A 26,547-nucleotide genomic window follows, 5' to 3' on the forward strand; every position below is an offset into this window, starting at 1 on the left:
TACGGCTTCAACCTCAGACCGACAATCCGCTGATGCGCCGCACCCGCCGGGCCACCGCTTCCTCCAGCACCCCCGGCGCCGTCTCCACCATCGTGAACCACGTCCGCGCGCGCGTCACGCCGGTATAGACCAGTTCCCGCGTAAGGATGGGACTGGTCCGATCCGGCAGCAGCAAGGCGGTGTGCGCGAATTCCGAGCCTTGCGATTTGTGGACGGTCATGGCGTAGACGGTTTCCACCGCGTTGAGCCGGCTCGGCAACGCGAAGCGCACGCCGTCGGTGCCGTCGCTGCGCGGGAAGGCCACGCGCAGCGCGGTGCCTTCCCCGTCGCCTTGCGGCACGCGCAGCGCGATGCCGATGTCGCCGTTCATCAGGCCCAGGGCGTAGTCGTTGCGGGTGACGAGGACGGGACGACCTTCGTACCAGCCCAGCTCCTGTTCGATCAGTCCGCGCGCGCATAACGCCCTCGCGATGCGCGCGTTGAGGCCTTCGACCCCCTGCTCTCCCTTGCGGACGGCGCACAACAGGCGGAAGGCGTCGAAGGCCGCCAGCACCCGGGCCGCCCAGCTTTCCCAGGCGGGATCGTCGCCCGGGATATCCGCGGCCGGACGGGTGCGCTGCATGACGTCCAGGTAGTGCGCATAGCCACAGGGTTTGCCGCGCGCGGAGGCCGGATGGCCATCCAGCAGCAGCCGGTCGAGCGCGTCCGGCCGGATGCCGCGCGTGTCATAGACGTCGGGATCGGGCGCGGCGGATTCTCGTTCCAGCACGGTTCGTACTTCCTGCGGCAGCCCGGCGTTGACCGCGCGGGCCAGTTGCCCGATGCCGCTGCCGGCGCCGAAGCGGCGCGAGCGGCGCAGCATGACGATCTGCTGCGCCATCGCATGGCGTTCGGCATCGCCGGGCGACAGCCCCGTGCCGGCCAGGCTTTCGCCGCTGGCTTGTTCGAGCCAGGCCAGGGTCTCGGGCGTGTAGTGGCCGGCATCGGCGTCGCGGCAGAGATCGCCCAGCACGGCGCCCGCCTCCACCGACGCGAGCTGGTCCTTGTCGCCCAGCAGGACCAGCCTGGCGTGAGGCGGCAAGGCGGCCATCAAGTGCGCCATCATTTCGACGTCTATCATCGACGCCTCGTCCACGACCAGCATGTCGATGAGCAAGGGATTACCGGCATGGTGGCGGAAATGGCGCGTGTCCGGCCGGCTGCCCAGCAGCCGGTGCAGCGTCGAGACTTCGGTCGGGATGGCCGCCCGGACAGCGTCGGAAACGGGAAGTCGTCCGACCTGTTCGGCGATGGATGCCGACAGGCGGGCCGCCGCCTTGCCGGTGGGCGCGGACAGCAGGATGCGCAGCGGCCGCCCCGCTTCTACCGCCGCCATCTGCAGCAGCGCGAGCAGGCGCACGACCGTGGTGGTCTTGCCGGTTCCCGGTCCACCGGTGACGATGCCGATGCGGCCCCGGGCGGCCAGCGCGCAGGCCAGCTTCTGCCAGTCGGGACCGCTGTCCGCGGCTTGGGTTTCGTCGAACAGCAACGCCAGCGATTGCGCGAGGTTCGGCGGTGTCTCGACCGGGTGCGCTAGGCGCTCCCGCAGGGCCTGGGCGATGCGTCGCTCGAAGTCCCAGTAGCGCCGCAGGTACAGGCGGCCGGCATCGAGCACCAGCGGCCGCCCCTCGTCGGTCGAGTCCGCCCTAGCGGCATCCGCCACCAGCGGGCTGCCGGCCAGCGCGGCCAGCCACGTCGCGGCATCCACGCCGGCAAGCAGGTCGGACGGCAGGCGCATCGAGGGCCCCATGTCGCCCTCAGGCGGCAGGGACAGCGCCTCGTCGGGCCGCTCCAGCGTCAGGGCCAGGTCCAGGCAGACGTGACCGTGCCCCAATTGATGACTGGCCAGCGCGGCGGCCACCGCCACCAGGGGCTGGGTATCGGGACGGCACTCGAGCAGGAAGCCGACGAAGGCGCGGTCCAGCCGCCGCAACCAGCCGCGCTCGACCCAGGCATCGAGCAGCCCGAGCAGCGATTCGCGGTCGCGCAGGTCCGGCGAAGCCTGCGGCGCGGGCGCATCGAACGGCAATTCGTAGTTCGAGGAAGCCCGGGTCATGCCTGTGCCTCCGCAACGCCGGCGAACAGGCGGTCGAGTTGCTCGATCAGTTCGCGCGGCGGGCGATCGAAGTACGCGCCGCGTGTCGGCGCCCGGGTGCCGCGCAGGAACAGGTACAGCGCGCCGCCCATGTGGCGGTCGTAGTCGTAGTCCGGCAGCCGCGCCGTCAACTGCCGGTGCAGCGCCAGCAGGTACAGCACGTACTGCAGGTCGTAGCGCTTGGCCAGGATCTCGCTTTCCATCGCGGCGGTGGTGTAGGCCGCGTCGGTCGCGCCCAGCCAGTTCGACTTGTAGTCGGCCACGTAATAGCGCCCCTGGTGTTCGAAGGTCAGGTCCATGAAGCCCTTGAACATGCCGTTGAGCATGGCCGGCTCCAGCCCGGGCCGCGCCGCGCCCGGCACGACGTGGCGCCGGACCAGCGCATCGATGCGCGCGACGTCGACGTGGCGGCTTTCGAACCAGAATTCCATTTCGACCCGGTAGGACTCGAGCTCCGCGAACCGGAAGCTCCGCCCCGCGCCCAGCGGCAGCCGTTCGGTCAGCACGCCCGACAGCCAGCGGCTCAGCGGCGTGATCCAGCTTTCCCAGCCGCGGCGGTTGCAGCGGCGCGCGACGGCGTCGGCCAAGCGGTCCGGATCGGCCGCGGCGGCGCCGAAGCCCTCCTCCCCTGCCCACTCGAACAGGCCGTGCAGGAAGGTGCCCGGTCCCGGCCCGCGCGGAAAGCGATGCATGCCGGTGCCTGCCGGCGCGGCCAGCGTCTCGTCCGTGTCGGGAACGTCGTCGTCGAACAGCTTTTGCGCCTCGGGCGTCTCGGGGCTGGTGTCGCCGTGCAGGCGGGCCTCGCGCGCATCTTCGTCGCCGTCGGCCAGGCTGGCGACGCGCAAGGCGCTGTAGGAAGCGATCCACCACGGTTCGCCGGGCTGGCGTCCGGGCGTGCGGTACACGGGTTCGGCGGGACCGTCGGCCTGCATGTCCAGGACGACGGTGTCCGGCCGTGGGGCCGGCACGGTGCGCAGCAAGGCCCCGGAAGGATCCAGGGCGCGCAGCACGGACTCCAGCCGGGCCGATCCCGCCAGCGGTTCGCCGCCACCGGCCAGATAGCCCAGCGCGCACAGCGGCCAACCCGATTCGGCGGCGCGGCCGCGCTTGAGGTCGGCCACGCCCAGCCAGCAGGCATGGCGCGCCCGCGTCAGCGCCACGTACAACAGACGCAGGTCTTCGGCCAGCCGCTCGCGGTCGGCCAGCGCCTCCTCGGCCTCGCCGGGCGCGATGCTGACGACCAGTCGGCCGGATTCGTCGTGATAGCGCAGCGGCGGGCGGGTACGGTCGGCGGGCCGGAATGAGCAGGCGAACGGCAGGAAGACCAGCGGATATTCCAGCCCCTTGGACTTGTGGACCGTCACGACCTTGAGCAACTGGGCATCGCTTTCCAGCCTCAGGATCTGGGCTTCGTTGGCCTGGCCGTCCTGCGCCAGGTGCTCCGCCAGGTGGCGGATCAGGGCCTGCTCGCCGTCCAGTTCGCCGGCCGCCTGTTGCAGCAGTTCGGCCAGGTGCAGCAGGTTGGTCAGGGCGCGTTCGCCGTCCGCGCGCCGGGCCAGCGCCGCCGGCAGCCCGAAGTCGTCCATGAAGCGCCGCAGCATGGGCAGCACGCCCTGGCGCCGCCACAGGTCGCGGTAGCCACGGAAACGCAGCACCCAGGACTCCCAGAAGCGCTCGTCGCGGTTCAGCCGGTCGAGCTCGGCCAGCGGCCGGTCCAGCGTCGCGCTGGCCAGCGTCGCGCGCAGCTTGCGGTCGTCGTCGGGTTCGGCGCAGGCATGCAGCCAGCGCAGCAGGTCGGCGGCTTCCTGGCCGTCGAACACCGAGTCCTTGTCCGACAGGTAGACGCTGCGCACGCCGCGTTCGGCCAGCGCGGAACGGATGGCATGGGCCTCGCCCATGTCGCGCACCAGCACCGCGATGTCGGCGGGCGCGAGGCCGCGGATCGCGCCGTCTTGCAGGAAGCCCGTGTTCCCCGCCCGGCCGCCGGCCAGCAGGCGGACGATCTCGGTGGCGCAGGTGGCGGCCATGGCCGCGCGGTAGGTGCCGCCGGCGATGGGCGCGTCCTGGTCGGCCAGCCAGAAGGTCAACGGCGCGGCGGGCGCGCCGTCCGTGACCAGGGACTCCGCCCTGCCCTGCGCCGCTACCGGCACGAAGGGCAGCGGGTCGTCGCCGCCGCGCCGGAACAGGAAGGCGCCCTGCCCGTCCGGCCGGTTCTCGGCAGTCTCGAATACGGCGTTGACCGCGGCGACCATGCCGGCGCTGGAGCGGAAGTTGGTGCCCAGCGTGTAGTGGCGGCCGGCGGTCGCCCGGCGGGCGCGCAGATAGGTATGGATGTCGGCGCCGCGGAAGGCGTAGATGGCCTGCTTGGGATCGCCGATCATCAGCAGCGCGCAATCGTCGGAGTCGTCGGCGACGCGGTAGACGCGGTCGAAGATCCGGTACTGGACAGGATCGGTATCCTGGAATTCGTCGATCAGCGCCACCGGGAACTGGGCGCGGATGACCTGGGCCAGCCGATCGCCGTTCTCGCCGCGCAGCGCCGCATCCAGGCGGGTCAGCATATCGTCGAAACCCATTTCGGCGCGGCGCCGCTTTTCCTCGTCGAAGCGGATCCGCACCCGATACGCGGCGTGCGCCAGCATGTCGGCATCGGCCGATGGCAGTCGGGCAAGCAGGCGCGGCAGGTCGACCATGGCATCCAGCGCGGGATGGTCGATGCGATGGCCGGCCTCGCAGATCTCGGCCATGCCGGCCGGAGTCAGGCGCTGGAATCCCGTTCCCAGGTCCAGGATTTCCAGCGCGGGATCGGACGCCCAGGCGGACAAGCGGTCGAACCAGGGGCCGTACCAGCGTGCCTGGAACTTGCGGGCGTTGACGCGCTTGGCGGCGCAGGCCGCATCGCACAGTGCGCGCAATTCCTGGCTCCAGGCGGTCCACGGAGCTTTCAGCTGGGCGAGCGCCGCGGCGCGGCGGGCACGGGCACTGGCGTAGATGTCCGCCAAGGTGCCGGGGATGTCGCGTGGCGATGCATGGGCCAGCAAAGGCGAAATCCGCCGCCGCAAGGCATCGGGGGTGATCCAGTTCGTCGACACCCAGTCCAGCGTCTCGTCCCGCAATGCATAGCAATGTTCGCGCCAATAGTCGCGCACGACCTCGGCCAGGAGGTCGGTATGGTCGGTTTCCAGTGTCTGCGTGAACAGGCTGCCGCTGTCGAAGGCGTGTTCGCGCAGCATGCGCTGGCACCAGCCGTGGATGGTGGACACCGCGGCCTCGTCCATCCATTGCGCCGCCACGTCCAGCTTGCTGGCGCAGGCGGGCCAGTCGGCCTCGGGGTAGTCGCCACGCAAAGCAGCGATCAAGGTATCCGGCGCCTCGGTTTCCTCGCGGAAATAGCGTGCGGACTCCGCCAGCCGGGCGCGAATGCGGTCACGCAGTTCCTGGGTGGCGGCATCGGTGAAGGTCACGACCAGGATCTCGGGCGGCAGCAGCTCGCGGCCGAAGGCGCTCTCGCCACCATGCCCCAGCACGAGTCGGACGAACAGCGCGGAAATGGTGAAAGTCTTGCCCGTGCCGGCGCTGGCCTCGATCAGGCGGCTGCCACGCAGCGGCAGGGTCAGTGCCAGGTCGCGTGTCGGGGACGAAGCGCTCATGCCCGCTCTCCCCCGGTTTTCCTCTCGGTACGCGCCGGCCGGGCCGTTTCGAACAGCGGCAGATACAGCGTCCGGGCCCAGGAACCGAACTCCTCGTCCGACCACAAGGCCTGGAAGTCCGGGAACTGGCGCATCAGATAGGGATTGCGGTCGACCTCGCCGGGCATGGTGGGCCCGCCCTCGTAGGTCTTGCGCGCCTGCTCGTATGCCGCCGCCTCGTCCGGCAGCGCGGCCAGCCACGCGAACGCCGTGCGCACGGCCACCGGCGGCGGAAGGCGCATGCCGGCGTCCCAGGCGTCGATCAGGTCGCCCAGCCAGGCCCGCGCCTCGCTTTCGGCCACGGGCGGCAGGCTGAATTCGCCGTCGGTGGCGACCAGCACGGTGTGCAGGGACAGCCCCGTCGCATTGCCGGCCAGATGCGCCACCCAAGGCCGGATCAACCGATGCCATCGTGGCAGGCGCGCGGCCACGCCCAGCTCGCCGGGAATGGCCTCGAGCCAGAGGTGCCCGCCGTCGTCGTTGCGCCGCAGTCCGCCCAGCCAGCCCTGCAACGAGATCTCGCCATGCCGGAACTCCACCGCGGCCGGCACCTCGCATGCCAGCGGCCAGCGCGCGCGCCACTCCCGATGCCGCGCCAGCACGTCGGGCAGCGGCGCGATCAGCGCCTGCGCCACGCGTTCGCCGAATCCGGCCAGCGGCAGCTCGCCGCCGCGCGCCAACATCCTGGCCGTCGCGTGCAGCCTGTCCAGGGCCTCGTCGGCGTCGTCCGCGGACAAGCCGGCCAGCAACAAGCGCTCGCTCAACTGGTAATGGGTCAGGCCGTCGAGCGCGAAGGGTTCTTCGTCCTCCGCCGCCTCTTCGGCATCGTCGAAATGGATCTTCAGCCGCTGGTTGAAGAAGGCCCGCAGCGGGTCTCGGGCATAGGCCTGCAACTGCGCCAGTTCCAGGACGGCGCCGGCCGGGGGCGGCGGCAGGGCCTGCGGCATGGGCGCCCCGGACGCCCGGGGCTCGTGCATCACCGCCCATTCCCGCGCATAGGTGAACAGCCGCCCCGAGCGCGAGGCGAAATAGCGCGGGCTGAAAGGCTGCAGCGGATGGACCGTGGTCAGGCCGTCCAGCAGGTCCGCGCCGTCCTGGCTTTTCCAGCCCGCGGCAAGATGGTCGCGCAATTGCGCCACCAGCACGGAAGGCGGCCGCTCGGCGTTGTCGCGTACGCTGCGGCCGACCCAGCTCACGTACAGCGCGTCGCGCGCCGACAGCAGCGCCTCGAGCAGCAGATAGCGGTCGTCCTCGCGGCGCGAACGGTCGCCCGGCCGGTAGTCGGCGCGCATCAGGTCGAAATCGGGCGGCGTCTGGACCCGGGGATAGTCGCCGTCGTTCATGCCCAGCAGGCAGACGACGCGGAACGGGATCGCCCGCATCGGCATCAGGGTGCAGAAGTTGACCGACCCTGCCAGGAAGCGCTGGTTCAGGCGGCTGCGATCCAGGTCGCCCAGCCAGGCCTCGCGCACCACCACCAGCGGCAGCGTTTCCTCCAGGCCGACGCGCTCGCACACCTCCAGCCAGTCGTCCAGCAACTGCGACAGGCTGGCCAGCGCGGCTTCCTCGCGCTCGGTCGTCGGCGTGAAGAGATCGGCCATCAGGGTCCGCAGCCGGAATCCCCAGGCCTGGGGCGCGGCCGGCGTCGCCAGGGCGGCGCGGATGCGTTCCAGGCTCTCCAGCAAGGCGTCCAGCGATCCGACCAGCGCCGCGTCCAGGCCGCCCACTTCGTCATAGGGTTCGATGCCCTCGAACGCCGGCGCGGCGCCCACCGCGTAGCCCAGCAGCATGCGGCGCAGGCCGAAGCGCCAGGTGTTCTGCTCCATGCCCCCGGGCAGGCCCAGGCTGGCGCGCTGGCCGGCGTCCACGCCCCAGCGCACGCCCGCCCCGGCGATCCAGCGATGCAACTGCGGCAGGTCGCTTTCGCGCAGGCCGAAGCGCTGGCGCACGGCCGGCACGTCCAGCAGGTCCAGTATCTCGCTGACCGCGAAACGGCTCTCGGGCAGCCGCAGCAGGTGCTCGACCGCGATCAGCAGCGGCTCGCGGCCGCGCTGCCCCTGGTCGGCCAGCGTATAGGGAATGTGGCGGCGGTCGCGCGGATCGATCTGGCCGAACACTGCCCGGATGTGCGGCGCGTAGGCATCGATGTCCGGCACCATGACGATGACGTCGCGCGGCCGCAGGCTGGGGTCGGCATCGAAGCGGGCCAGGAGCTGGTCGTGCAGGATCTCGACCTCGCGCTGCGGGCTGTGGGCGATGTGGAAACGGATGGAGGCGTCGGTCTCGACGTCCACCGGCGGCCATTGTTCCCGCGTTTCCTCGAGCGAGCGCAGATTGAGGATGTCGTCCTGGACCTGGGCCAGCAGGTGCTCGGCGGGCGGTTCGCTGAACAGGTCGATGCGGCGGTCGCTGATGGAAGCGAAATGCTCCTGGTAGCGCTCGGGAATGTCGTAGGTATCGAGCAGGTGGATGTAGTCGCGGCCCTGTTTGCCCCAGGCCGCCAGCAGCGGATTGCCGAAGCGGTGCATGGCCTGCGCGTCCGGCGCCGCGGGCATGCCGGGCTTGCGCTGGTGCCGCCGGTACTGGTGGCGCAGCAGGTCCTGGTCGGCGACGATGTCGGTCCAGTGATGCTGGCAGGGATTGTGGACGCACAAGAGGACCTGGCAGAACTTGGACAGTGCCGCCAGCGCCTCCAGCGACTGCGCCGGCATGGACGAGATCCCGAATACGATCACCCGGCGCGGCAGGTCCCGCGGCGGCGCATCGGCCTCGGCCAGCCGCGCCAGGAAGCGCCGGTGCACGCGCGCCCGGCTCTGGATCACGCCATCGTCGCCCACGTCGGCCAGCACCGCGCGCCACAAGGCGGCCTGCCAGCGGTCCTCCGCGCCGAGCGGCACGGTGCCGCGCCGCGATGTCCGCAACACGTCGCGCCCATGCTCCCAGTCGTCCAGCCAATCGGCGCGGTACACCTGGTACTGGTCGAACAGGTCCGCCAGCCGCTCGGCCAGTTGATGGCGCTTGCGCATGCTGTCGTCGTCGGCCAGGAAGCGCCGCAGCGGCAGGAACACCTCGTCGCCCAGCACCTGCGGCAACAGGCGCAGCAGACGCCAGGTCAAGCCGTTGCGGTCGAGCGAAGATGTTTCGGGAAGCAGGTCCTTGCCCAGCACCGCGCGGTAGGCCTGCCAGAGAAAGCGCGCCGGCAGTTGCACCGCCACCGCCGCCGCGATCCCGCAGCCTTGCGCCCCCGCCTCGTCCGGATCGGCCGCCAGGGCGAACTTCAGCCACTGCGCGATGCCGTTGCTCTGCACCAGGATGATTTCGTTCTCGAGCGGCGCCAGCGGATACCGCTTCATCCATGACACCGCCAGCCCGCGCAGTTCCTCCAGCCGATTGCCGTGGACGACCATGAAACCGGGAGCGAGCGGCGAAGAAGCGGGCATGCGCGAACAATGAGAATGGGGGGCGATCCCCCCATTCTACAGAGCGGCAGGAACGATCAACGGTATCCGGTACGGTCCAGGATCTTTTGGGCCGTGACCTGGTTGCGGCCGATCGCGCCGATCGACACCGTCTCGGCCTTGAACGGACCCAGCGCTTCCAGCGCGGCGTTGTCGGTCTTGACCGACCGCACGGCCGGCCATTCGTTGTTGCCCGCGGCGAAATAGTTCTGCGCCTTGTCGCTGGCCAGGTACTCCAGGAACTTGACCGCGGCTTCCTTGTGCGGCGCATGGCGGGCCACCGCACCGCCGGCGACGTTCATGTGCACGCCCTGCCCCGCCTGGTCGGGCCACAGGAAGCCGATCTTGGCGATTGCGGCCTTGTCCTCGGGCTTGTCGGACCGGGCCATGCGCACGTAGTAGTAGTTGTTGGTCAGCGCGACGCCGCATTCGCCCGAGGCCACGCCCTTGATCTGGTCGGTGTCGCCGCCCTGCGGGCTGCGCGCCATGTTGGCCACCATGCCCTGGGCCCACTTCTCGGCCGCGGCCTCGCCGTTGCGCTCGATCAGCGAGCCCAGCAGGGACAGCATGTAGGGGTGGGAGCCGGACCGCGTGCAGACCTTGCCCTTGTTCTTGGGGTCGGCCAGCTTTTCGTAGGTATCGACGTCCGCCGGGTTGACGGTCGCCTTGTTGTAGACGATGACGCGGGCGCGCGTGGAGAAACCGAACCATTGCGGGTCCTTGCCCGGTTCGCCGCCTTGCAGGTTGGCGGGAATGCGCTCGGCCAGCACCTTGGAGCTGACCGGCTGGAACAGGCCGTCGGCCTCGGCGCGCCACAAGCGCGCGGCGTCGACCATCAGGATCACGTCGGCCGGGCTCTTGGCGCCCTCGCTCTTCAGGCGCTCGACCAGCGCGGCATCGCCGGCCTCGATGCGGTTGATCTTGATGCCGGTCTGGTCGGTGAATCCCTTGTAGAGCAGCTCGTCCGTCTGATAATGGCGGGCGGAATAGATGTTCAGTTCCTGCGCGTGGGCGCCGGCGGAGACGGCCAGCAACGCGGCGGTCAGCAGGGAAAGCTTGAGCATGGACGAGGCCTCGGGATAAGGTCGAGTTGGCAACGAGATGGGAATTATTGTCATTCCCATCTCTCCCGTCAAATCTTTCAGCTTTTCGTAAGCTTGTCCCGCCGGGAAATGGCCCGGGCCAGCACGATCACCGGCAGCAGGCCGGCCAGCACGATGGTCAGGGCCGGGACGGCGGCCTCTCCCAACCGTTCGTCCGCCGCCAGGTGGTCGGTGATGACGGCCAGGGTGTCGAAGTTGAACGGCCGCAGCACCAGGGTCGCGGGCAGCTCCTTCATCACGTCCACGAACACCAGCAAGGCGGCGGTCAGCAGGCTGCGCCGCAACAGCGGCTGGTGCACACGCGCCAGCAGTTCCCAGGTCCCCGCCCCCAGGCTGCGCGCGCTGGCATCCAGGGACGGCGTGATCTTGGCCAGCCCCGCCTCCGTCGTTTGCAGCGCCACCGCCAGGAAGCGGACCAGGTAGGCATAGACCAGCAGCGTCAGCGTGCCGGTCAGCGTGCCCTGGAACGACCATCCCCACGCCTCCAGCCGGCCGTCCAGCGCGCCCACCAGGATCAACAGGCCCACCGCCAGCACCGCGCCGGGCACCGCGTAGCCCATGCCCGCCACGCTGTTGGCGGCGCGCACCAGCCGCCCGGGCGCCAGGCGGGCGGCGTAGGCCAGCCCGAGCGCCAGCACCACGGCCAGCACCGAGGTCGTGGCCGCCAGCCGCAGGGTATTGCCCAGCCACATGGCATAGCGGTTCCAGTCGATGACGTGGAAATCCTGGGCGGCGAACCGCAGCATGATGGCCACGGGCAGCAGGAATCCCAAGGTCAGCGGTACGAGGCATACCAGGTTGGCCCAGACCGCCCGGCGGCCCGACAGCCGGCGCGGCGCCTGCTCGTGGCGCTGGGCGCCCGCGTGAAAGCGCAGGCGGGTCCGGCTGCGGCGCTCCAGCCAGACCAGCACGAACACGAAGGCCAGCAGGGCCGACGCCAGCTGGGCCGCGGCGATGCGGTCCCCCATGGACAGCCAGGCCCGGTAGATGCCGGTGGTGAAGGTCTGCACGCCGAAGTACGACACCGCGCCGTAGTCGGCCAGCGTCTCCATCAGCACCAGCGTGATGCCGGCCACGGCCGCGGGCCGCGCCAGCGGCAGCACCACCGCGAAGAAAGCCCGCGCCGGGCCGCAGCCCAGCGTGCGCGCGGCCTCGGACAGGCGCGGGCTGCGCTCGAGGAAGGCCGTGCGCGTCAGCAGGTAGACGTAGGGATAGAACGCGAAGATGAAGACCAGCGCCGCCCCGTACCACGACCGGATGGCCGGGAACCATGGCAGCCGGGGCTGACCGGTCAGGTCCCGCAGCAGGGTCTGCACCGGCCCCGAGAACTGGAAGAAGTCGGTGAAGGCATAGGCCATGACATAGGTCGGCATGGCCAGCGGCAGGATCAGCGCCCATTCGTAGACGCGCCGCCCGGGGAAATCGTGGGCCGCCACGACCCAGGCGGTGGCGACGCCCACGACGGCGGCGCCCGCGCCCACGGCCGCCATCAGCAGCAGCGAGGTGGCGACATAGCCCGGCAGCACCGTGCCGGCCAGGTGGGCAAGGATGTCCCGGGCGCCGGCGTCGGCGTTCGACACCGACCACAGCAGGCTGACGATGGGCAAGGCGATGAAGGCGGCCACGGCGGCGGCCGGCCAGGAAAGCGCGGTGCGTCGGTGCATCGGATACCAGGACAAATCGACGGACGACGCGGGCGCGAAGGTCCGCCTGGCGTTGGCGGCAAGCAGGAATACGAATTATATTCATGCGCTTGCGCAATCCGTCCGCCCCCATGCCCCACCCTCACCTGCAGCTCGATCACGTCCGCCTGGGCTATCGCATGCCGACCGGCATGCACGTCGTCGTCGACGACCTGTCGCTGGCCCTGCACGAAGGCCGCATCGGCTGCCTGCTGGGGCCATCGGGCTGCGGCAAGAGCACGGTGCTGCGCGCGATCAGCGGTTTCGAACCCCTGCTGGCCGGAAGCATCGCGCTGCACGGCGAAGTCGTCGCCACGCCGCGCCGCAGCCTGGCCCCCGAGAAACGCCGGGTGGGTGTCATGTTCCAGGACTACGCGCTGTTCCCTCACCTGTCGGTGGAAGACAACGTCGGTTTCGGCCTGCGGCGCGAACCGGCCGCGGCCCGCGCCGCGCGGGTAAAAGGGCTCCTGTCCCTGGTCGGCATGGCCTCGCTGGGCGGCAAGTATCCGCACGAGCTGTCCGGCGGCCAGCAGCAGCGCGTGGCGCTGGCCCGCGCGCTGGCGCCACGCCCCGAACTGCTGCTGCTGGACGAGCCCTTTTCCAGCCTGGACGTGGACCTGCGCGAGCGACTGGCCGGCGAAATACGGGACATCCTGAAGGAGGCCGAGGCGACTGCGATCCTGGTGACGCACGACCAGGCCGAGGCTTTCGCGATGGCCGACGAGATCGGCGTGATGGAGCAAGGCCGGATCGTGCAGTGGGGCAAGGCCTACGATCTTTATCACCACCCCGCCACGGCGTTCGTGGCCGGCTTCATCGGCGCCGGCGTGCTGGTGCCGGGCCGGCCGACAGGCAACGGCAGCATCCGGCTTGAATTCGGCGATATCGATGCGCCCGGCCCTGTTTCCACGAACGGCGATGTCCGGGTCCTGCTGCGGCCCGACGACCTGCTGGCCGACGCCGACAGCCCCATCCGGGCGCGGCTGGTCCACAAGGTCTTTCGCGGCCCGGGCTACCTGTACACCTTGCGCCTGCCCTCGGGCAGCGAAGTGCTGGCGCAGATGCCCCGCGAGGACGGGCATCGCATGGGCGACGAGATCGGCATCCGCCTGCGGACGGGCAGCCTGCCCGCCTTTCCCGCTTAGCGGCGCTGCTGCTGTTGCCGGCGCTGGCGGTCCTGGTTCAGGCGTTCGACCAGGTTGTTGGCCAGTATCGTGTTGCCCGCGTCCCGGCCGACATCCACGGCGTTCTTGCCCTCGGCATTGCGGACGTAGCCATCCGCCCCTTCGTCCAGCAGCAGCTTCACCGTCGAAGTATGGTCGTAGCGCATGGCCATCATCAGGGGCGTCATCTTCCCGGGCGATTCGGCGTCGATGTAGGCATAGTGCTCCAGCAGCACGCGCACCGCGTCGTCGTTGCCCTTGGATGCGGCGTAGTGCAGCGCCGTCCAGCCCTCCTGGTTGACCTCGGCGCCGCGCTCGATCAGTTTTTCCATCCGCGCGGCCTCGCCCCGGATGGCCAGGTACATCAGCGGCGTCTCGCGCAGCCGGTTCTGGCGATTCACGTCGATGCGCTTGTCGGCCAGCAGGACGTCATAGACGCCCCAGGCCTCTTCCTTGATGGCTTCGAGCAGCGGCGTATTGCTGGCGGCATTCGGCATGTTGGGATCCATGCCCCGCGCGAGCAGCGTTTTGACCGTGGACGCGCGGTCGTTGCGGATGGCGATCCAGAAATCCTCTTCCGCGCCTGCCTGCGCCGCCGAGAACGCGGTCAGCCAGCACCACAGCAACAGGAACCCCCATCCGCGCCGCGCCCACGAGCCAAACATAATGCGTTTCCTTATATTTGCTTTCCAAGCCATTGATTGAAAAGCTTTTTTCTTCAACATCGAACAGCTGGATTAAAGTTATTTCTAACTTTAAGTTAACGCTGTATATCTTTGAATAGATTGAAAAAATTCTTGGTCGACGCTTCCGCCACCGCTTCGACCGTGATGCCCCGCAGGTCGGCGATCTTCTCGGCGACGTGGATCACCTTGGACGGGTCGTTCAGCTTGCCCCGGTGGGGTACGGGCGCCAGGTATGGCGAATCGGTTTCGATCAGGATCCGGTCCAGCGGGATGTTGCGGGCCACTTCCTGCAGTTCCCGCGCATTCTTGAAGGTGACGATGCCCGAAAAGGAGATGTGGAAATTCATCGCGATGGCCGCGTCCGCCACTGCCTGGGATTCGGTGAAGCAATGCATCACGCCGCCGACTTCCGCCGCCCCCTCTTCTTCCATGATGCGCAGCGTATCTTCCGCCGCCGAGCGGGTGTGGATGATCAGGGGTTTGCCGGTCCGCCGGGCGGCACGGATATGGTTGCGGAAGCGGTCGCGCTGCCAGGTCAGGTCACCCGTCAGCCGGTAGTAGTCCAGCCCGGTTTCTCCTATCGCGACGACCTTCGGAGTCGCCGCCAGCTCGACCAATTGCTCGACCGTGGGGTCGGGGGTGTCCTCGTAGTCGGGGTGCACGCCCACCGAGGCCCAAAGATTGTCATGGCCCCGCACCAGCTCCATCAGCCGAGGCCAGTCGGGCAGGTTCACGCTGACGCACAGCGCCTGGGCGACGTGGTTGCCGCGCATGCGCTCGAGGATCTCGGGCAGTTGCGCGGCCAGTTCGGGAAAATCCAGATGGCAATGCGAATCGACGAACATGGGAAAGGAAGACGGTAAGGCTGCGGAATCCATAGTACCAGCGGGAGCGGGCACCTAGGCCCGCTTGGGGCGGCGGCCCAGGCAGGCCGCGCTGGCCTGGGCCAGCACATCCTGGGCGAACAGCCGTGCATTGAGCGGATGGTCGGCGATCCTGCGCTGGCGGGTGAGCCAGCGCGACAGCTCGGCCACCCGGCCGCGCTCGGCGCGCTCGCCTATCTTCGCACTCTGGGAGGCCAGGTCGGGGAAATAGCGCGCGCCCATGCCGGCCTGGGCCAGGGCCACGTCGATGGCCAGGCGTTGCAGGGCGTCGATCCACTCGGCGGCGGGAATCTTGTCCAGCGCGTCGACGATCTGCCCCAGGTCGGGCGGCTTGCCTTGCGCGAGCGCGGTCACGAAGGTGTCCAGCCATGGCGCCCTGGGCGGAACGCCGGCTTCGGCACGGCGCCAGGCCGCGACCGGCGCCCCCCCGGCGGCGGCCAGTTGCGCGGCCGCGTCCTGGACGCCCTGCTCTTGCAGCCAGGCCAGGGCGGGTTCGGGCGCCGGCGTTCCCAGGGGCAGCCGGCGACAGCGCGACACCAGGGTGGGCAGCAGCCGGTCGGGCGCGTCGGACACGAGCAGGAACACGGTCTGGGGGGGCGGTTCCTCCAGGATCTTCAGGAGGCCGTTGGCTGAAATGGTGTTGAGCGTTTCAGCCGGATACAGCACCACCACCCGCAGGCCGCCCCGGTGCGTGCCGGTATTGGCCCAGGATTCCAGGGCGCGTATCTGCTCGATGCGGATCTCGCGCGAGGGGGCGCGCTTGCCGGCCTTCTTGCCGTCAGCATCGACGGCTTCTTCCTCGGCATCGCCCTCTTCGGCCTGGCCTTCGGCCAGCGCCACGGCTTCGGGACGGACGCGGCGGAAGTCGGGATGGTTGCCCGAGGCATACCAGGTGCAGGCGGGGCACCGCCCGCAGGCCATGCCGTCCTGCGGCGACTCGCACAACAGGCCGGCGGCGGCGGCGCGCGCGAACTCGACCTTGCCTATGCCCGCCAGTCCGTGGATGAGCCAGGCGTGGGCAAAGCGTCGCCGCTGTTCTTCGCCCAGCCAGGCGCGGGCCGTTTCTTCATGCCAGGGATAGAACCGGGGCAGGCTCATGGGCCATCCGCCGCGGCGATGCAGGCCTGCAGCTGGGCGGCCAGCTCCGCCCGGACCGCCTCGATCGGCCGGGTCGAATCGATGATGCGAAAACGCGCCGGATCCGCCTTGGCCCGGGCATGATAGGCCGCGCGCGTGCGTTCGAAAAAGGCGTCGTCCTCGCGCTCGAAACGGTCCAGGGTGCGGCCCCGCCCCAGCCGTTCGCGGGACACTTCCAGCGGGACGTCGAACAACCAGGTCACGTCCGGCTGCAAGTCCCCGTGCACCCATTGCTCCAGCAACGCGATGCGCTCGGCGGCCAGGCCGCGGCCGCCCCCCTGGTAGGCGTAGGTGGCGTCGGTGAAGCGGTCGCAGACCACCCACTGGCCCCGCGCCAGCGCCGGCTCGATCACGGTGCGCACGTGCTCGCAGCGCCCCGCGAACATCAGCAGGGTCTCGGTATCGAGCCGCATGGGTTCGTTCAGCAGCAGCTCGCGCAGTTTCTCGGCCAGCGGCGTGCCGCCGGGCTCGCGGGTCTGCACCACATCCAGGCCGGCCTCGCGCAGCCGGGCCACGAGCCATTCCAGGTGCGTGCTCTTGCCCGCGCCGTCCACGCCCTCGAGCGTGATGAAACGGCCGCGGCGCACCGCCGCGTTCGCGCCGGCGCTCATGGCTGCACCGCCTCGGTCTGCATGGACGGCGGCGGCTGCAACCCCCTGAGCTGGTAGCGCGCGACGTAGCGGTTGTGGCTGTCCAGGGTCTCGGAGAAGGCGCTGGTGCCGTCGCCGCGGGAGACGAAATACAGGTACTTGTGCTTCTCGGGCTGGACCGCGGCCAGCAGCGAGGCCCGGCCCGGGTTCGAGATGGGCGTGGGCGGCAGCCCGCGGCGCGTGTAGGTGTTCCACGGGGTGTCGGCGCGCAGGTCGCGGCGGCGCAGGTTGCCGTCGAAGACCTCGCCCAGGCCGTAGATGACAGTCGGGTCGGTCTGCAGCGGCATGCCGACCCTGAGCCGGTTGACGAACACGCCGGCGATGCGCCGGCGATCGGCCTCCATGCCGGTTTCCTTTTCGATGATGGAGGCCAGGATCAGGACTTCGTACGGCGAGCCCAGCGGCAGGTCCGGATCGCGTTGCGCCCAGATCTCGGCCAGTTCCCGCTGTTGCGCGCGATAGGCGCGGCGCAGGATGTCGATGTCGCTCGAGCCCACGGCGAACAGATAGGTGTCCGGAAAGAACAGCCCTTCGGGATGGCTGGTCGAGGCGCCGATCTTGGCCGTGACCGTGGCGTCGTCGAGGCCGTCCAGGGTCTGGCGCACGTCGGGATGGCGGCGCAGGGCCGCGCGTATCTGGCGGAAGTTCCAGCCCTCGATGAAACGGATCTCGCGCTGCGTGACGTCGCCGCGCGCGAGCCGGTTCAGCAGCGTCCACAGCGAATCGCCGCGCGCCACTTCGTAGCCGCCGGCCTTGATGCGGCGTTCCGTGCCCGTCACGCGCGCATAGGCGATCAGGACCTCGGGCGGCACGGCGATGCCGGCCTCGCGCACCTGCCGGGCGATGCCCCGCATGGTCGTGCCTTCGTCGATGACGAAGTCCACCTTGTCCGCGGGCAGGGAAAGCGGCATGCGCAGCCACGCGACGCCTGCGCCGACGATGGCCAGCGATGCCAGCAACAGCGCGGCGAACGATATGGCCAGCGCGCGTTTCAGGGAAAAATGTCGTTTGGGCATGGGCGCCTATAATACTTCGATCGACCTCATCGACCGTTTCAAGATGTCCGTCCAAGAGATTTTATCCGCGAGCGCGCGGCCGGATGCCGCCCTCGCGCACATCGCGCCGCTGGACCATTTGACCGTGCTCGAAGCCCGGGGTGCAGACACGATCGAATTCCTGCAGGGACAACTGACCCAAGACGTCAAGAAACTCGGCGACGCCGACGCGCGGCTTGCCGGCTATTGCACGGCCAAGGGCCGGCTGCTTGCCAGCGCCATCGTCTGGCGCGCCCAGCCCGATCCCGCCGATCCGGTCCCGCGCGTGCTGGCGCTGGTCGATGCCAGCATCGCCCAGGCGCTGCAGAAGCGCCTGTCCATGTTCGTGCTGCGCGCCAAGGTCAAGCTTGCCGCCACGCCGCTGCGCGTGGCCGGCGTCTGGCGCGGGACCGATGCGGCGGCCCTGCAGGCGGCCGCGGGCGGGTTGCTGCCCGCCGCGCCCTGGTCGCGCGCCGACCTGCCCGACGCCACCTGGATCGCGGCCCCCGCCGCCGACGCGTCGCCGCGCTGGTGGTGGATAGGAACGGACGACGCGCTGCAACGGCTGGGCACCGCGCTGGGGGCCCCGGCGCAGGCCGGCCTGGCCCAGGCCTGGCGCGCCGCCGACATCGCTTCGGGCCTGCCCTGGATCACGGCGCCGACGCAGGACCTGTTCGTGCCGCAGATGGTCAACCTGGAGCTGATCGGCGGGGTCAGCTTCACCAAGGGCTGCTATCCTGGCCAGGAAGTGGTCGCGCGCAGCCACTACCTCGGCAAGCTCAAGCGCCGCATGTTCGCCGGCCATGTCGCCGGCGGGCAGCCGGATCCGCAGGCGCTGGCCGGTGCCGACGTCTTCCAGGAAGGCGACGAGCAGCCCTGCGGCCGCATCGTCAACGCGGCGCGCGAAGGCGGCGGGGTCGCGATCCTGTACGAAAGCTCGCTGGCTGCCGCGCAAGGCCAGGCCCCCCTGCACGCCGGCTCGCCCGCCGGTCCGATCATCCAGCCGCGGGCGCTGCCCTACGCCCTGTCCGACGATACCCGCTCGGCATGAGCCCAGCGCCGGGACCCGCCATGCACAATCTCTACGTCTACTACAAACTGCCGCAAGCCCGGCGCGCCGAGGCCCTGGCGCCCGCCCGCCGGGTGCTCGAGGCCGGCCGCGCCCGGAGCGCCCGGGCGGCCCTCCTGGCGCGCCCCGCCGCCGACGACGGCGTGGTCACCTGGATGGAGGTCTACGAAGACGTGGCCGACGTGCCCGGACTCGAGGCCGCGCTGGCCGAAGCGGTGCAGGCCAGCGGCCTGGCGGCCCTCCTGCTGGCCCCTCGCCGCAGCGAGGTCTTCGTCGACCTGCCCGCCGATCCGGCGGGATGGGAAGACTGACGCCATGTGCCTGATGGCCTTCGCCTGGGATCCGCGCGGTCCGACCACTTTGCTGATGGTGGCCAACCGAGACGAGTTCTATGCCCGGCCCACGGCGCCCGCCGACTGGTGGCAGGATCATCCCGACATCTGGGCCGGACGCGACCTGGCGGCCGGCGGGACCTGGATGGGTATCACGCGGCATGGGCGCTTCGCCGCCATCACGAATTACCGCGAGGGAGGCCGGAACGATCCAGCCGCGCCCTCGCGCGGCGGACTGGTGTCCGGTTTCCTGGCTGGCACCTCGACCCCCGCGGGTTATCTGCGCGACCTGGCCCGGCGTGCCGGGCCCTTCAACGGATTCAACCTGGTGGTGGGGGAATTGTTCGGGCGGAGCCCGTCGCTGTGGTACCTGTCGCATCGCCGCGGCCATTCCGCCACCTCGCCCGAGGCGCTGGCGGCCGGCGTGTACGGCTTGTCGAACGCGGTACTGGACACGCCCTGGCCCAAGGTCGTGCGCACCACCGCCGCGCTGGCCACGCTCAAGGCCACCGAGGCCCGCACGCCGGCCTACCTCCAGATGCTGAGCGACACGACCATCGCGGAAGACACGCAATTGCCCAGCACCGGCATCAGCCTGGAACGCGAGCGGGCCCTGTCGGCCGCCTTCATCATCACGCCCGACTACGGCACGCGGGCCCAGACGGTGATCCAGGCCACCCGCGACGGCCATGTCGAAGTGGCAGAACGCAGCTTCGACAACGCCGAGCAGGCGCGGCTGCTGGTTCCCGCTTCGCTGCGTCAGGCCTCGTTCGAGGTCTCGAACACCGCGCGCAGGTAGTCCACCGAATCGCGGTGCGCCTGCCGCGCCACGCGCAAGGCCCCGCCCATGTTGTAGAAACTGTGGATGGCCCCCTCGTACACCTGGATCCGGACCGGCACCCTGGCCGCTTCCAGTTTGCGTCCGTAGGCCAGCCCTTCGTCCACCAGCGGGTCGCATTCGGCCAGTTGCAGGAAGGCCGGCGCCAGCCCGACGAACTCCGGGGCGTCCAGTACCGCGAAGCGCCAGTCCAGCCGGTCGGCGTCGTCTCGCAGGTACAGGTTGAAGAACCACTGTATCGTGCGCTCGTCCAGCAGGTAGCCGGTGGCGTACGCCCGGTGCGAAGCCGTGTCCTGCCACGCGCTGGTACCCGGGTACAGCAGCACCTGCGCCGCCAGCGGCAGGCCGTCGTCCCGCGCTCGCAGCGCGGCCTGGGCCGTGAGCGTGCCGCCGGCGCTGTCTCCCATGCCGGCCACCCGCGCCGGGTCGATGCCCAGCATGTCATGCCGCTCGAACGCCCACCGCCAGGCGGCGTAGACGTCGTCGGCGGCGGTGGGAAAGCGGTGCTCGGGCGCCAGCCGGTAGTCCAGCGACAACACCTTGCAGCGGGCGCCGTTGGCCAGCATGCGGCAGATGGCGTCGTAGTCGTTCACGCTGCCGACGGTGAAGCCGCCGCCATGCGAGAAAATCACGAGCGGCGCGGGATCCGCGGACAGCATGCCCGTGTACAGGCGGGCGCCTATCGTGGCCCCGTCTCCCACCGGAATGTCCAGGTCGCGCACCGCGGCTACCTCGGCCGCGGCGATTTCCAGCACCTTGCTGGCTTTTTCGTGGACGGCGCGCGCCTGCTGCGGCGTGTACTGCCAATAAGGCGGACGATTGGCCCGCCGCACCCGCGATACGAGATCGGCCACCTGGGGATCCAGGGGCCGCGGGTGCCGCAGCTCAGCCATCGACGCCCTGGTCGCTGCGCTTCCTGATGTACTTGAACGTGCCGCTGGACCGGGCCACCAGCCCGCCCCCCTCGTCCCTGACCTCGGCCTCGCAGAAGGCCATGGTGCTGGAGCGGTGGTAGCACTTGCCGTAGGCCACCAGGTTGCCGGCCTCGCCCGGACGCACGAAGCTGGTGGTCATGTCCACCGTCGCGCTGCCACGCAGCTCCGGATGCAGGGACCGCGCCGCCGTGGCCATGGCCGCATCGAGCATGGTCATCAGCACCCCGCCGTGGCAGACGTGCCAGCTGTTGCAATGCTGCGGCAGGACATCGAGCCGGACCTCGGACTGTCCACCCTCGGCCTTGACCAGCCTGGCGCCCAGCCAGGCCAGGAACGGGATGGGCACATCCGTGACGGTGGCGGGATTCGTGATGGACATCCCCTCTTACCTCGCCACGGGCAGGTCGTAGTCCAGGCAGGCCCGCTCGGCCCGCACCGCCCCCATGAACGGCTTGATCGCCACGTGGCGCGGATGCGCCTGGTAGGCGTCCAGCGCCTCGCGGCTGGCAAACAGCGAGTTCAGGACGACGTCGTGCGTGGCCTCGTGGCCGTCGGCGGCCAGCCCTACCTCGAATTCGAGGATGCCGGGGACGCAATCGCGGCAGCTCTCGAGCAGCCGCCGGACCTTCTGCATGTTGGTCTGGCGGTCGGCGCCTTCGGCTTCGTCCTTGAGTTTCCACATGACGATATGGCGGATCATGGCGGGGTCGGTCCTCTTGCTGGGGCGTGAACGGAATTACCTGCGCGCGACGCGCTGGCCCAGGATGGCCACGACGATCAGGCCGCCGATCACGGTGATGTGCTCGAGCACGACCATCATTTCATGGAACGCGGCCTCGCCCTCGAACTTCCAGAACGGGTGCGCCACCGGAATGGTCAGCACCGTGAACACCGCCAGGGCCCCGGCGCCCAGCCACGCGGCGCGGTTGAAAATGATCAACAGCGATCCACCCAGCTGGACGATGATGGTCAGCACGTTGAACAGCCAGGCCGGTTCGAGCCCGAAATGGCTCATCTCGGCGACCCCGCCCTGGAAATCGAACAGCTTGACCAGGCCGCTGGTCCAGAACATGAACGTCAGGACGATGCGGCCGAACAGCAGCAGCGCGCGCGATTCAAGCAAGGATTGTATCGGTGCAGGTGTCATGGTGGCGGTTCCGGGAAAGAGGGATCATGCCGACGCCCGGGTGCTCCCTTCTTCTCCGCGCGGCGGCGCCAGGCGGCCTTTACCGGCCGCCATGGCGCGCCATCATACTGGAAACAAGTCGTAACGCGGCGTCCCGGCCTCAGAACAGGGTCTTGCCCACCCACCAGGCGCCCGCGGCCACGAGGGCGGAAGCCGGGATGGTCAGGATCCAGGCCCAGACGATGTTGCCCGCCAGCCCCCAGCGCACGGCGTTGAACTTGCGGCTGGAGCCGACGCCGACGATGGCGCCGGTGATGGTGTGGGTGGTCGAGACGGGAATACCCAGGATGGCCGCCAGGAACAGCGTCATCGCGCCGCCCGTCTCGGCGCAGAAGCCCCCCACGGGCTTGAGCTTGGTGATGCGCTGCCCCATGGTCTTGACGATGCGCCAGCCGCCGAACATGGTGCCCAGCGCGATCGCCACGTAGCAGCTGACCACCACCCAGATCGGGACGTGATCCTTGGCCCCCGGGACATTGGCCGCGATCAGCAGCAGCCAGATGATGCCGATGGTCTTCTGCGCGTCGTTGCCGCCGTGTCCCAGGCTGTAGAGCCCGGCCGAAAGCAGTTGCAGGCGGCGAAACCAGCCGTCCACCCGCAGCGGCCGCGTCCGGCGGAACAGCCAGGACACCAGCAGCATCAGGAAGCCGCCCAGCACGAAGCCCAACACCGGGGAAACCACGATGAAGGCGACGATGTAGAGGATTTCCCGGACCATCAGGACGCTGGGGCCGGAGCTGGCCAGGCCCGCGCCCACGATGCCGCCGATGAGCGCGTGCGACGACGAGGACGGAATGCCGAAGAACCAGGTGATCACGTTCCAGGCGATGGCGCCGACCAGCGCCCCGAAGACGACGTAGTGGTCCACCACGCTCGGGTCGATGATGCCTTTGCCGACGGTGGCCGCCACCTTCAGGTGGAAGACGAAAATCGCGACGAAATTAAAAAACGCGGCGAAAACGACCGCGTGATGAGGCTTGAGCACCCCCGTGGAAACCACGGTGGCGATGGAGTTGGCGGCGTCGTGGAACCCATTCATGAAATCGAAAATGAGTGCCAGGACGACCAGGAAGGCAAGCGTGGCGAAGCTGATCTGAAGCGTATCCATGAAATCCTTCCGACTAGGCGTTTTCCAGGACGATGCCTTCGATCAGGTTCGCGACGTCCTCGCACTTGTCGGTGATTTCTTCCAGCAGTTCGTAGATGGCTTTCATCTTGATGAGTTGACGGGTGTCGGCTTCGTCGCGGAACAGGCGGCCCATGCCGCGGCGCATCACCCGGTCGGCATCCGATTCCAGCCGGTCGATCTCTTCGCAGATCTTCATGATGCTGGCCGTATCGTTCAGGTTGTGCAGCAGGCTCACGACCATGTGCAGCCGGTCGCAGCACTGGACCCCGATGTCGGCCAGCGCCCGGGCATCCGGCGTGACGGCGCGGATGTCATAGAGGTTGATGCACTGGGCCGCGTCTTCCATCAGGTCCAGGATGTCGTCCATGGTCGTGATGAGGTTGTGGATCTGGTCCCGGTCCAGCGGCGTGATGAAGGTCTTGTGCAGCAGATCGATCGTATCGTGGGTGACCTTGTCGGCCTTCTTCTCCAGCGTCTCGATGTTCTTGACCCGCTCCTCGGCCTGGCCCAGATCGGCCATCAGGGCGGCCAGCTCCCGGCTGCCCTGGCGCGACAGATCGGCATGCGCCGTGAACAGATCGAAAAAGCGGCCCTCTTTGGGCATCAAGCGTCCAAACATCACGTCCTCGCAGTACGCCACGTGACAGTTACATGACGTGTTTAAAAAACCGCGCGAAGTTTAGCACCCCCCTACGCCCTTCGGGCGCCCCCCAGGGGGCGATGCGGGTGGACCGGCGGAGCCGGATCCACCGCATCCCGGAGTAACAGCGGGCTGGCGGGGGGCGCCGATACGGTAAGGCGGTTTCTTGAAAACGTAGAGCTGGCGCGGCTTGGCGAGGAATGGATCCATTGCCGGGGACCCGGTAAGGTCAAAGCAGAAGGCGAAAAAAACGCCAGGCGGCGCCAAGAAAAAAAATCGTCCCACAAAAAACCACCCCCTAACAGCCGTTGAGTTTCCCGGGCACCGTGGATCCGGCTCCGCCGGTCCACCAGTGCCGCCCCTGGGGGCGCGCGCAAGCGCGTGGGGGGGCCGATACGGGGGGACCTAATAATCAGAATCGACGAACGCGTTGCCCGAGAAGTTGGCGAACTTCGTGTACATCCCTTGCCAGGTCAGCCGGACAGTGCCGATCGGGCCGTTACGTTGCTTGCCGATGATGATCTCGGCCGTGCCCTTGTCGGGCGTGTCAGGGTTGTAGACCTCGTCGCGGTACAGGAAGATGATCACGTCCGCGTCCTGCTCGATGGCGCCGGATTCCCGCAGGTCGCTCATCACCGGGCGTTTGTTGGGGCGCTGTTCCAGGCCCCGGTTCAGCTGGGAAAGCGCGATCAGGGGGCAGTTCAGTTCCTTGGCCAGGCCCTTCATCGAGCGGCTGATTTCCGACAGCTCCGACGCCCGGTTCTCGCTGCCGCCACCGCCGTTGCCCGACATCAGCTGCAGGTAGTCGATGATGATCAGGCCCAGCTGGCCGCACTGCCGGGCCAGGCGGCGGGCGCGCGAGCGCAGTTCCATGGGGCTGAGCGCGGGAGTTTCGTCGATGTAGAGCTGGGTATCCTGCATCTTCTGGATGGCGTGCGTCAGCTTGGGCCAGTCCTCGTCCAGCAGCTTGCCCGTGCGCAGGCGCTGCTGGTCCAGGCGGCCGATCGAGCCCAGCACACGCATGGCCAGCTGCGAGGCGCCCATTTCCATGGAGAAGACCGCCACCGGCAAGCCCTCTTCCACCGCCACGTGCTCGCCGATGTTGACCGAGAACGCGGTCTTGCCCATGGAGGGGCGGCCGGCCACGACGATCATGTCGCCCGGCTGCAGCCCCGAGGTCATCTTGTCCAGGTCGGTGAACCCCGTGGGCACGCCGGTGACGTCCGAGGTGCTGTCACGGTGGTAGAGTTCGTCGATGCGCTCGACCACCTGGGTCAACAGCGGCTGCAGCGACAGGAAGCCCGCGCTTCCGCGCGCGCCCTCTTCCGCGATCTTGAAGATCTTGGACTCGGCCTCGTCCAGCAGTTGCCGCGTGTCCTTGCCCTGGGGGTTGAAGGCCGCGGCCGAGATCTCGTCGGCCACGGTGACCAGCCGCCGCAGCACCGCGCGGTCGCGCACGATTTCCGCATAGCGGCGGATATTGGCCGCGGACGGCGTATTCTGCGCCAGCGAATTCAGGTAGGCCAGGCCGCCCGCCTCTTCCGCCTTGCCGGCCGTCTGGAGCGACTCGTGGGTCGTCACCACGTCGGCGGGACGCGCCAGCCCGATCAGCTTGGCCATCTGCTGCCAGATCAGCCTATGGTCGTAGCGATAGAAGTCGTCTTCCTTGAGGATGTCCGCGATGCGGTCCCAGGCGGCGTTGTCCAGCAGCAGGCCGCCCAGCACCGATTGCTCCGCCTCGACCGAGTGAGGCGGGACGCGCAGGGACTCGAGCTGGGGATCGACGGGCGAATTCATAGAGCGGAAAACCTGGTGTTCGAGCATGGGCGGCGGGAATGCCGGCCCACGACAGTTTAGCCCGGCTGGACGGAAGAGGAATCCATCCGCCTGCCCCGGGGGCGACCCCGAAAAAAGAACCCCCCATTCTGTGAAGAAATGGAGGGTTCCTGTGCCGGCGCCATCCAGGAAGGATGCGCTGGCGGTGGACGTCCGGCCGGCTCGGAGAAGCGCGACCGGAGAAGCGTCAGGCGGTTTCGCCGACCACGACCACCGTGATGTTGGCCACGACATCGGTATGCAGGCCGACTTCCAGCGGGAATTCGCCGATGGTCTTGAGCGGGCCGTTGGGCAGGCGAACCATGCCCTTTTCGACCGACTCGAAGCCCGCCTGCTTCAGCGCGGAAGCGACGTCGAAGTTGGTAACCGAGCCGAACAGGCGGCCGTCCACACCCGCCTTCTGGGTGATGGACACCGAGTAGCCTTCCAGCCGCTGGGCCACGGCCTGCGCGGCGGCCAGCTTGTCGGCCTGGGTCTTTTCGAGTTCGGCGCGGCGCGCCTCGAACTCTTTCAGCGCGGCGTCGGTGGCGCGCTTGGCCATCTTCTGGGGAATCAGGAAGTTACGGGCATAGCCGTTCTTCACGCGGACGACGTCACCCAGGTTGCCGAGGTTGACGACTTTTTCGAGCAAGATGATTTGCATGATGGTCTCTCCCGGCAATCAATTGTGGTTGTCGGTGTAGGCCAAGAGCGCCAGGAAGCGGGCGCGCTTGATAGCCGTGTCGAGCTGGCGCTGGTAGTGCGCCTTGGTGCCGGTCAGGCGGGCAGGAATGATCTTGCCGTTTTCCTGGATGAAGTCACGGAGGACTTCGATGTCCTTGTAATCGATCTGGTCGACGCCGGCTGCCGTGAAGCGGCAGAACTTGCGGCGCTTGAACAGCGGATTCTGTTGACCGAACTTCTTCTTTTCCTTGCGTTTGCCGAATGCGGCCATGATGTACCTCTTGGGTATTCAATCCGTT

General features: G+C 68.9%; 23 protein-coding genes. 4 read left to right on the forward strand and 19 right to left on the reverse strand.

The features are described from left to right. Positions 1 to 13: 13 nt before the first annotated feature. The 5 genes from recD to ABD104_RS02315 all read right to left on the reverse strand — a co-directional run bounded on the left by recD (position 14) and on the right by ABD104_RS02315 (position 12,048). Entirely contained in the window at positions 14 to 2,095 is a 2,082-nt protein-coding gene (recD, locus tag ABD104_RS02295; RefSeq protein ID WP_087840169.1) for an exodeoxyribonuclease V subunit alpha, read from the reverse strand. Beyond that, positions 2,092 to 5,784 carry an exodeoxyribonuclease V subunit beta gene (recB, locus tag ABD104_RS02300; RefSeq protein WP_087840170.1) on the reverse strand — a complete coding sequence of 1,231 codons (3,693 nt, stop codon included), beginning with the start codon at positions 5,782 to 5,784 and terminating at the stop codon, positions 2,092 to 2,094. Before recB ends, recD begins: the two co-directional genes overlap by 4 nt. Then, entirely contained in the window at positions 5,781 to 9,263 is a 3,483-nt protein-coding gene (gene recC / locus ABD104_RS02305) for an exodeoxyribonuclease V subunit gamma (RefSeq protein ID WP_087840171.1), read from the reverse strand. The genes recB and recC overlap by 4 nt, the downstream gene beginning before the upstream one ends. A gap of 56 nt (positions 9,264 to 9,319) precedes the next feature. Beyond that, positions 9,320 to 10,345, reverse strand: a complete 1,026-nt coding sequence (locus ABD104_RS02310; protein ID WP_087840172.1) for an extracellular solute-binding protein — start codon at positions 10,343 to 10,345, stop codon at positions 9,320 to 9,322. Between the two features lie 77 nt (positions 10,346 to 10,422). After that, a complete protein-coding gene (locus ABD104_RS02315) occupies positions 10,423 to 12,048 on the reverse strand; it encodes an ABC transporter permease (protein WP_087840173.1) in 1,626 nt (541 codons plus the stop codon). 83 nt (positions 12,049 to 12,131) lie between these two features. On the opposite strand from ABD104_RS02315, the gene ABD104_RS02320 reads away from it, so the two are divergent. Then, positions 12,132 to 13,211 (forward strand): ABC transporter ATP-binding protein, encoded by a 1,080-nt coding sequence (locus ABD104_RS02320; protein ID WP_243724349.1) that lies wholly within the window; start codon positions 12,132 to 12,134, stop codon positions 13,209 to 13,211. On the opposite strand, the gene ABD104_RS02325 is transcribed toward ABD104_RS02320, so the two are convergent. The 5 genes from ABD104_RS02325 to mltG form a co-directional block, all read right to left on the reverse strand. Continuing rightward, positions 13,208 to 13,894, reverse strand: a complete 687-nt coding sequence (locus tag ABD104_RS02325) for an ankyrin repeat domain-containing protein (protein WP_176400793.1) — start codon at positions 13,892 to 13,894, stop codon at positions 13,208 to 13,210. The two genes, ABD104_RS02320 and ABD104_RS02325, sit on opposite strands and share 4 nt — an antisense overlap. Before the next feature lie 95 nt (positions 13,895 to 13,989). After that, positions 13,990 to 14,760 (reverse strand): TatD family hydrolase, encoded by a 771-nt coding sequence (locus tag ABD104_RS02330; RefSeq protein WP_087840175.1) that lies wholly within the window; start codon positions 14,758 to 14,760, stop codon positions 13,990 to 13,992. Between the two features lie 54 nt (positions 14,761 to 14,814). Continuing rightward, positions 14,815 to 15,897 carry a DNA polymerase III subunit delta' gene (gene holB, locus ABD104_RS02335; RefSeq protein ID WP_087840176.1) on the reverse strand — a complete coding sequence of 361 codons (1,083 nt, stop codon included), beginning with the start codon at positions 15,895 to 15,897 and terminating at the stop codon, positions 14,815 to 14,817. Continuing rightward, positions 15,894 to 16,547 carry a dTMP kinase gene (gene tmk / locus ABD104_RS02340; protein ID WP_087840177.1) on the reverse strand — a complete coding sequence of 218 codons (654 nt, stop codon included), beginning with the start codon at positions 16,545 to 16,547 and terminating at the stop codon, positions 15,894 to 15,896. Before tmk ends, holB begins: the two co-directional genes overlap by 4 nt. Further along, positions 16,544 to 17,602 (reverse strand): endolytic transglycosylase MltG, encoded by a 1,059-nt coding sequence (gene mltG / locus ABD104_RS02345; protein WP_087840178.1) that lies wholly within the window; start codon positions 17,600 to 17,602, stop codon positions 16,544 to 16,546. Before mltG ends, tmk begins: the two co-directional genes overlap by 4 nt. Before the next feature lie 43 nt (positions 17,603 to 17,645). Between mltG and ygfZ the strand changes: the two genes are divergently transcribed. The 3 genes from ygfZ to ABD104_RS02360 are packed head-to-tail and all read left to right on the forward strand — an operon-like array spanning position 17,646 to position 19,820. Then, on the forward strand, positions 17,646 to 18,671 hold the full coding sequence (gene ygfZ, locus ABD104_RS02350) for a CAF17-like 4Fe-4S cluster assembly/insertion protein YgfZ (protein ID WP_087840291.1): 1,026 nt from the start codon (positions 17,646 to 17,648) through the stop codon (positions 18,669 to 18,671). Positions 18,672 to 18,691: 20 nt separating this feature from the next. Beyond that, entirely contained in the window at positions 18,692 to 19,000 is a 309-nt protein-coding gene (locus tag ABD104_RS02355; RefSeq protein WP_165962994.1) for a DUF4936 family protein, read from the forward strand. Positions 19,001 to 19,004: 4 nt separating this feature from the next. Next, the gene (locus tag ABD104_RS02360) at positions 19,005 to 19,820 is read left to right on the forward strand and encodes an NRDE family protein (RefSeq protein ID WP_087840180.1); all 816 of its coding nucleotides are present in this window, start codon (positions 19,005 to 19,007) and stop codon (positions 19,818 to 19,820) included. On the opposite strand, the gene ABD104_RS02365 is transcribed toward ABD104_RS02360, so the two are convergent. From ABD104_RS02365 to rpsR, 9 genes are all read right to left on the reverse strand, one after another. Further along, positions 19,781 to 20,752, reverse strand: a complete 972-nt coding sequence (locus ABD104_RS02365; RefSeq protein ID WP_087840181.1) for an alpha/beta hydrolase — start codon at positions 20,750 to 20,752, stop codon at positions 19,781 to 19,783. The two genes, ABD104_RS02360 and ABD104_RS02365, sit on opposite strands and share 40 nt — an antisense overlap. Continuing rightward, entirely contained in the window at positions 20,745 to 21,173 is a 429-nt protein-coding gene (locus tag ABD104_RS02370) for a PaaI family thioesterase (protein ID WP_087840182.1), read from the reverse strand. Before ABD104_RS02370 ends, ABD104_RS02365 begins: the two co-directional genes overlap by 8 nt. Positions 21,174 to 21,179: 6 nt before the next feature. Then, entirely contained in the window at positions 21,180 to 21,494 is a 315-nt protein-coding gene (locus ABD104_RS02375; protein ID WP_087840183.1) for a Dabb family protein, read from the reverse strand. Positions 21,495 to 21,530: 36 nt separating this feature from the next. Next, entirely contained in the window at positions 21,531 to 21,917 is a 387-nt protein-coding gene (locus ABD104_RS02380; protein ID WP_243724351.1) for a DoxX family protein, read from the reverse strand. A 163-nt stretch (positions 21,918 to 22,080) separates the two neighbouring features. Beyond that, on the reverse strand, positions 22,081 to 23,088 hold the full coding sequence (locus ABD104_RS02385) for an inorganic phosphate transporter (protein ID WP_087840185.1): 1,008 nt from the start codon (positions 23,086 to 23,088) through the stop codon (positions 22,081 to 22,083). Positions 23,089 to 23,101: 13 nt separating this feature from the next. Next, positions 23,102 to 23,728: a DUF47 domain-containing protein gene (locus tag ABD104_RS02390; RefSeq protein WP_279814944.1), complete on the reverse strand. Its 627-nt coding sequence runs from the start codon at positions 23,726 to 23,728 to the stop codon at positions 23,102 to 23,104. Positions 23,729 to 24,154: 426 nt separating this feature from the next. Then, entirely contained in the window at positions 24,155 to 25,546 is a 1,392-nt protein-coding gene (locus ABD104_RS02395) for a replicative DNA helicase (protein WP_087840187.1), read from the reverse strand. 226 nt (positions 25,547 to 25,772) lie between these two features. Continuing rightward, positions 25,773 to 26,228, reverse strand: coding sequence for a 50S ribosomal protein L9 (gene rplI / locus ABD104_RS02400; RefSeq protein ID WP_087840188.1), 456 nt, complete (start codon positions 26,226 to 26,228; stop codon positions 25,773 to 25,775). 18 nt (positions 26,229 to 26,246) lie between these two features. Further along, positions 26,247 to 26,519 (reverse strand): 30S ribosomal protein S18, encoded by a 273-nt coding sequence (rpsR, locus tag ABD104_RS02405; protein WP_087780204.1) that lies wholly within the window; start codon positions 26,517 to 26,519, stop codon positions 26,247 to 26,249. Between the last annotated feature and the right edge of the window lie 28 nt (positions 26,520 to 26,547).

Source organism: Pigmentiphaga daeguensis (assembly GCF_039523035.1).
In the GTDB taxonomy this organism is placed as follows: Bacteria; Pseudomonadota; Gammaproteobacteria; order Burkholderiales; family Burkholderiaceae_B; genus Pigmentiphaga; species Pigmentiphaga daeguensis.

What these genes read in the sequence shown, in the direction of transcription:
- recD (WP_087840169.1), bottom strand. Translation starts at nt 2,095, where the DNA reads ATGACCCGGGCTTCCTCGAACTACGAATTGCCGTTCGATGCGCCCGCG.
- recB (WP_087840170.1), bottom strand. Translation starts at nt 5,784, where the DNA reads ATGAGCGCTTCGTCCCCGACACGCGACCTGGCACTGACCCTGCCGCTG.
- recC (WP_087840171.1), bottom strand. Translation starts at nt 9,263, where the DNA reads ATGCCCGCTTCTTCGCCGCTCGCTCCCGGTTTCATGGTCGTCCACGGC.
- ABD104_RS02310 (WP_087840172.1), bottom strand. Translation starts at nt 10,345, where the DNA reads ATGCTCAAGCTTTCCCTGCTGACCGCCGCGTTGCTGGCCGTCTCCGCC.
- ABD104_RS02315 (WP_087840173.1), bottom strand. Translation starts at nt 12,048, where the DNA reads ATGCACCGACGCACCGCGCTTTCCTGGCCGGCCGCCGCCGTGGCCGCC.
- ABD104_RS02320 (WP_243724349.1), top strand. Translation starts at nt 12,132, where the DNA reads ATGCGCTTGCGCAATCCGTCCGCCCCCATGCCCCACCCTCACCTGCAG.
- ABD104_RS02325 (WP_176400793.1), bottom strand. Translation starts at nt 13,894, where the DNA reads ATGTTTGGCTCGTGGGCGCGGCGCGGATGGGGGTTCCTGTTGCTGTGG.
- ABD104_RS02330 (WP_087840175.1), bottom strand. Translation starts at nt 14,760, where the DNA reads ATGTTCGTCGATTCGCATTGCCATCTGGATTTTCCCGAACTGGCCGCG.
- holB (WP_087840176.1), bottom strand. Translation starts at nt 15,897, where the DNA reads ATGAGCCTGCCCCGGTTCTATCCCTGGCATGAAGAAACGGCCCGCGCC.
- tmk (WP_087840177.1), bottom strand. Translation starts at nt 16,547, where the DNA reads ATGAGCGCCGGCGCGAACGCGGCGGTGCGCCGCGGCCGTTTCATCACG.
- mltG (WP_087840178.1), bottom strand. Translation starts at nt 17,602, where the DNA reads ATGCCCAAACGACATTTTTCCCTGAAACGCGCGCTGGCCATATCGTTC.
- ygfZ (WP_087840291.1), top strand. Translation starts at nt 17,646, where the DNA reads ATGTCCGTCCAAGAGATTTTATCCGCGAGCGCGCGGCCGGATGCCGCC.
- ABD104_RS02355 (WP_165962994.1), top strand. Translation starts at nt 18,692, where the DNA reads ATGCACAATCTCTACGTCTACTACAAACTGCCGCAAGCCCGGCGCGCC.
- ABD104_RS02360 (WP_087840180.1), top strand. Translation starts at nt 19,005, where the DNA reads ATGTGCCTGATGGCCTTCGCCTGGGATCCGCGCGGTCCGACCACTTTG.
- ABD104_RS02365 (WP_087840181.1), bottom strand. Translation starts at nt 20,752, where the DNA reads ATGGCTGAGCTGCGGCACCCGCGGCCCCTGGATCCCCAGGTGGCCGAT.
- ABD104_RS02370 (WP_087840182.1), bottom strand. Translation starts at nt 21,173, where the DNA reads ATGTCCATCACGAATCCCGCCACCGTCACGGATGTGCCCATCCCGTTC.
- ABD104_RS02375 (WP_087840183.1), bottom strand. Translation starts at nt 21,494, where the DNA reads ATGATCCGCCATATCGTCATGTGGAAACTCAAGGACGAAGCCGAAGGC.
- ABD104_RS02385 (WP_087840185.1), bottom strand. Translation starts at nt 23,088, where the DNA reads ATGGATACGCTTCAGATCAGCTTCGCCACGCTTGCCTTCCTGGTCGTC.
- ABD104_RS02390 (WP_279814944.1), bottom strand. Translation starts at nt 23,728, where the DNA reads ATGTTTGGACGCTTGATGCCCAAAGAGGGCCGCTTTTTCGATCTGTTC.
- ABD104_RS02395 (WP_087840187.1), bottom strand. Translation starts at nt 25,546, where the DNA reads ATGAATTCGCCCGTCGATCCCCAGCTCGAGTCCCTGCGCGTCCCGCCT.
- rplI (WP_087840188.1), bottom strand. Translation starts at nt 26,228, where the DNA reads ATGCAAATCATCTTGCTCGAAAAAGTCGTCAACCTCGGCAACCTGGGT.
- rpsR (WP_087780204.1), bottom strand. Translation starts at nt 26,519, where the DNA reads ATGGCCGCATTCGGCAAACGCAAGGAAAAGAAGAAGTTCGGTCAACAG.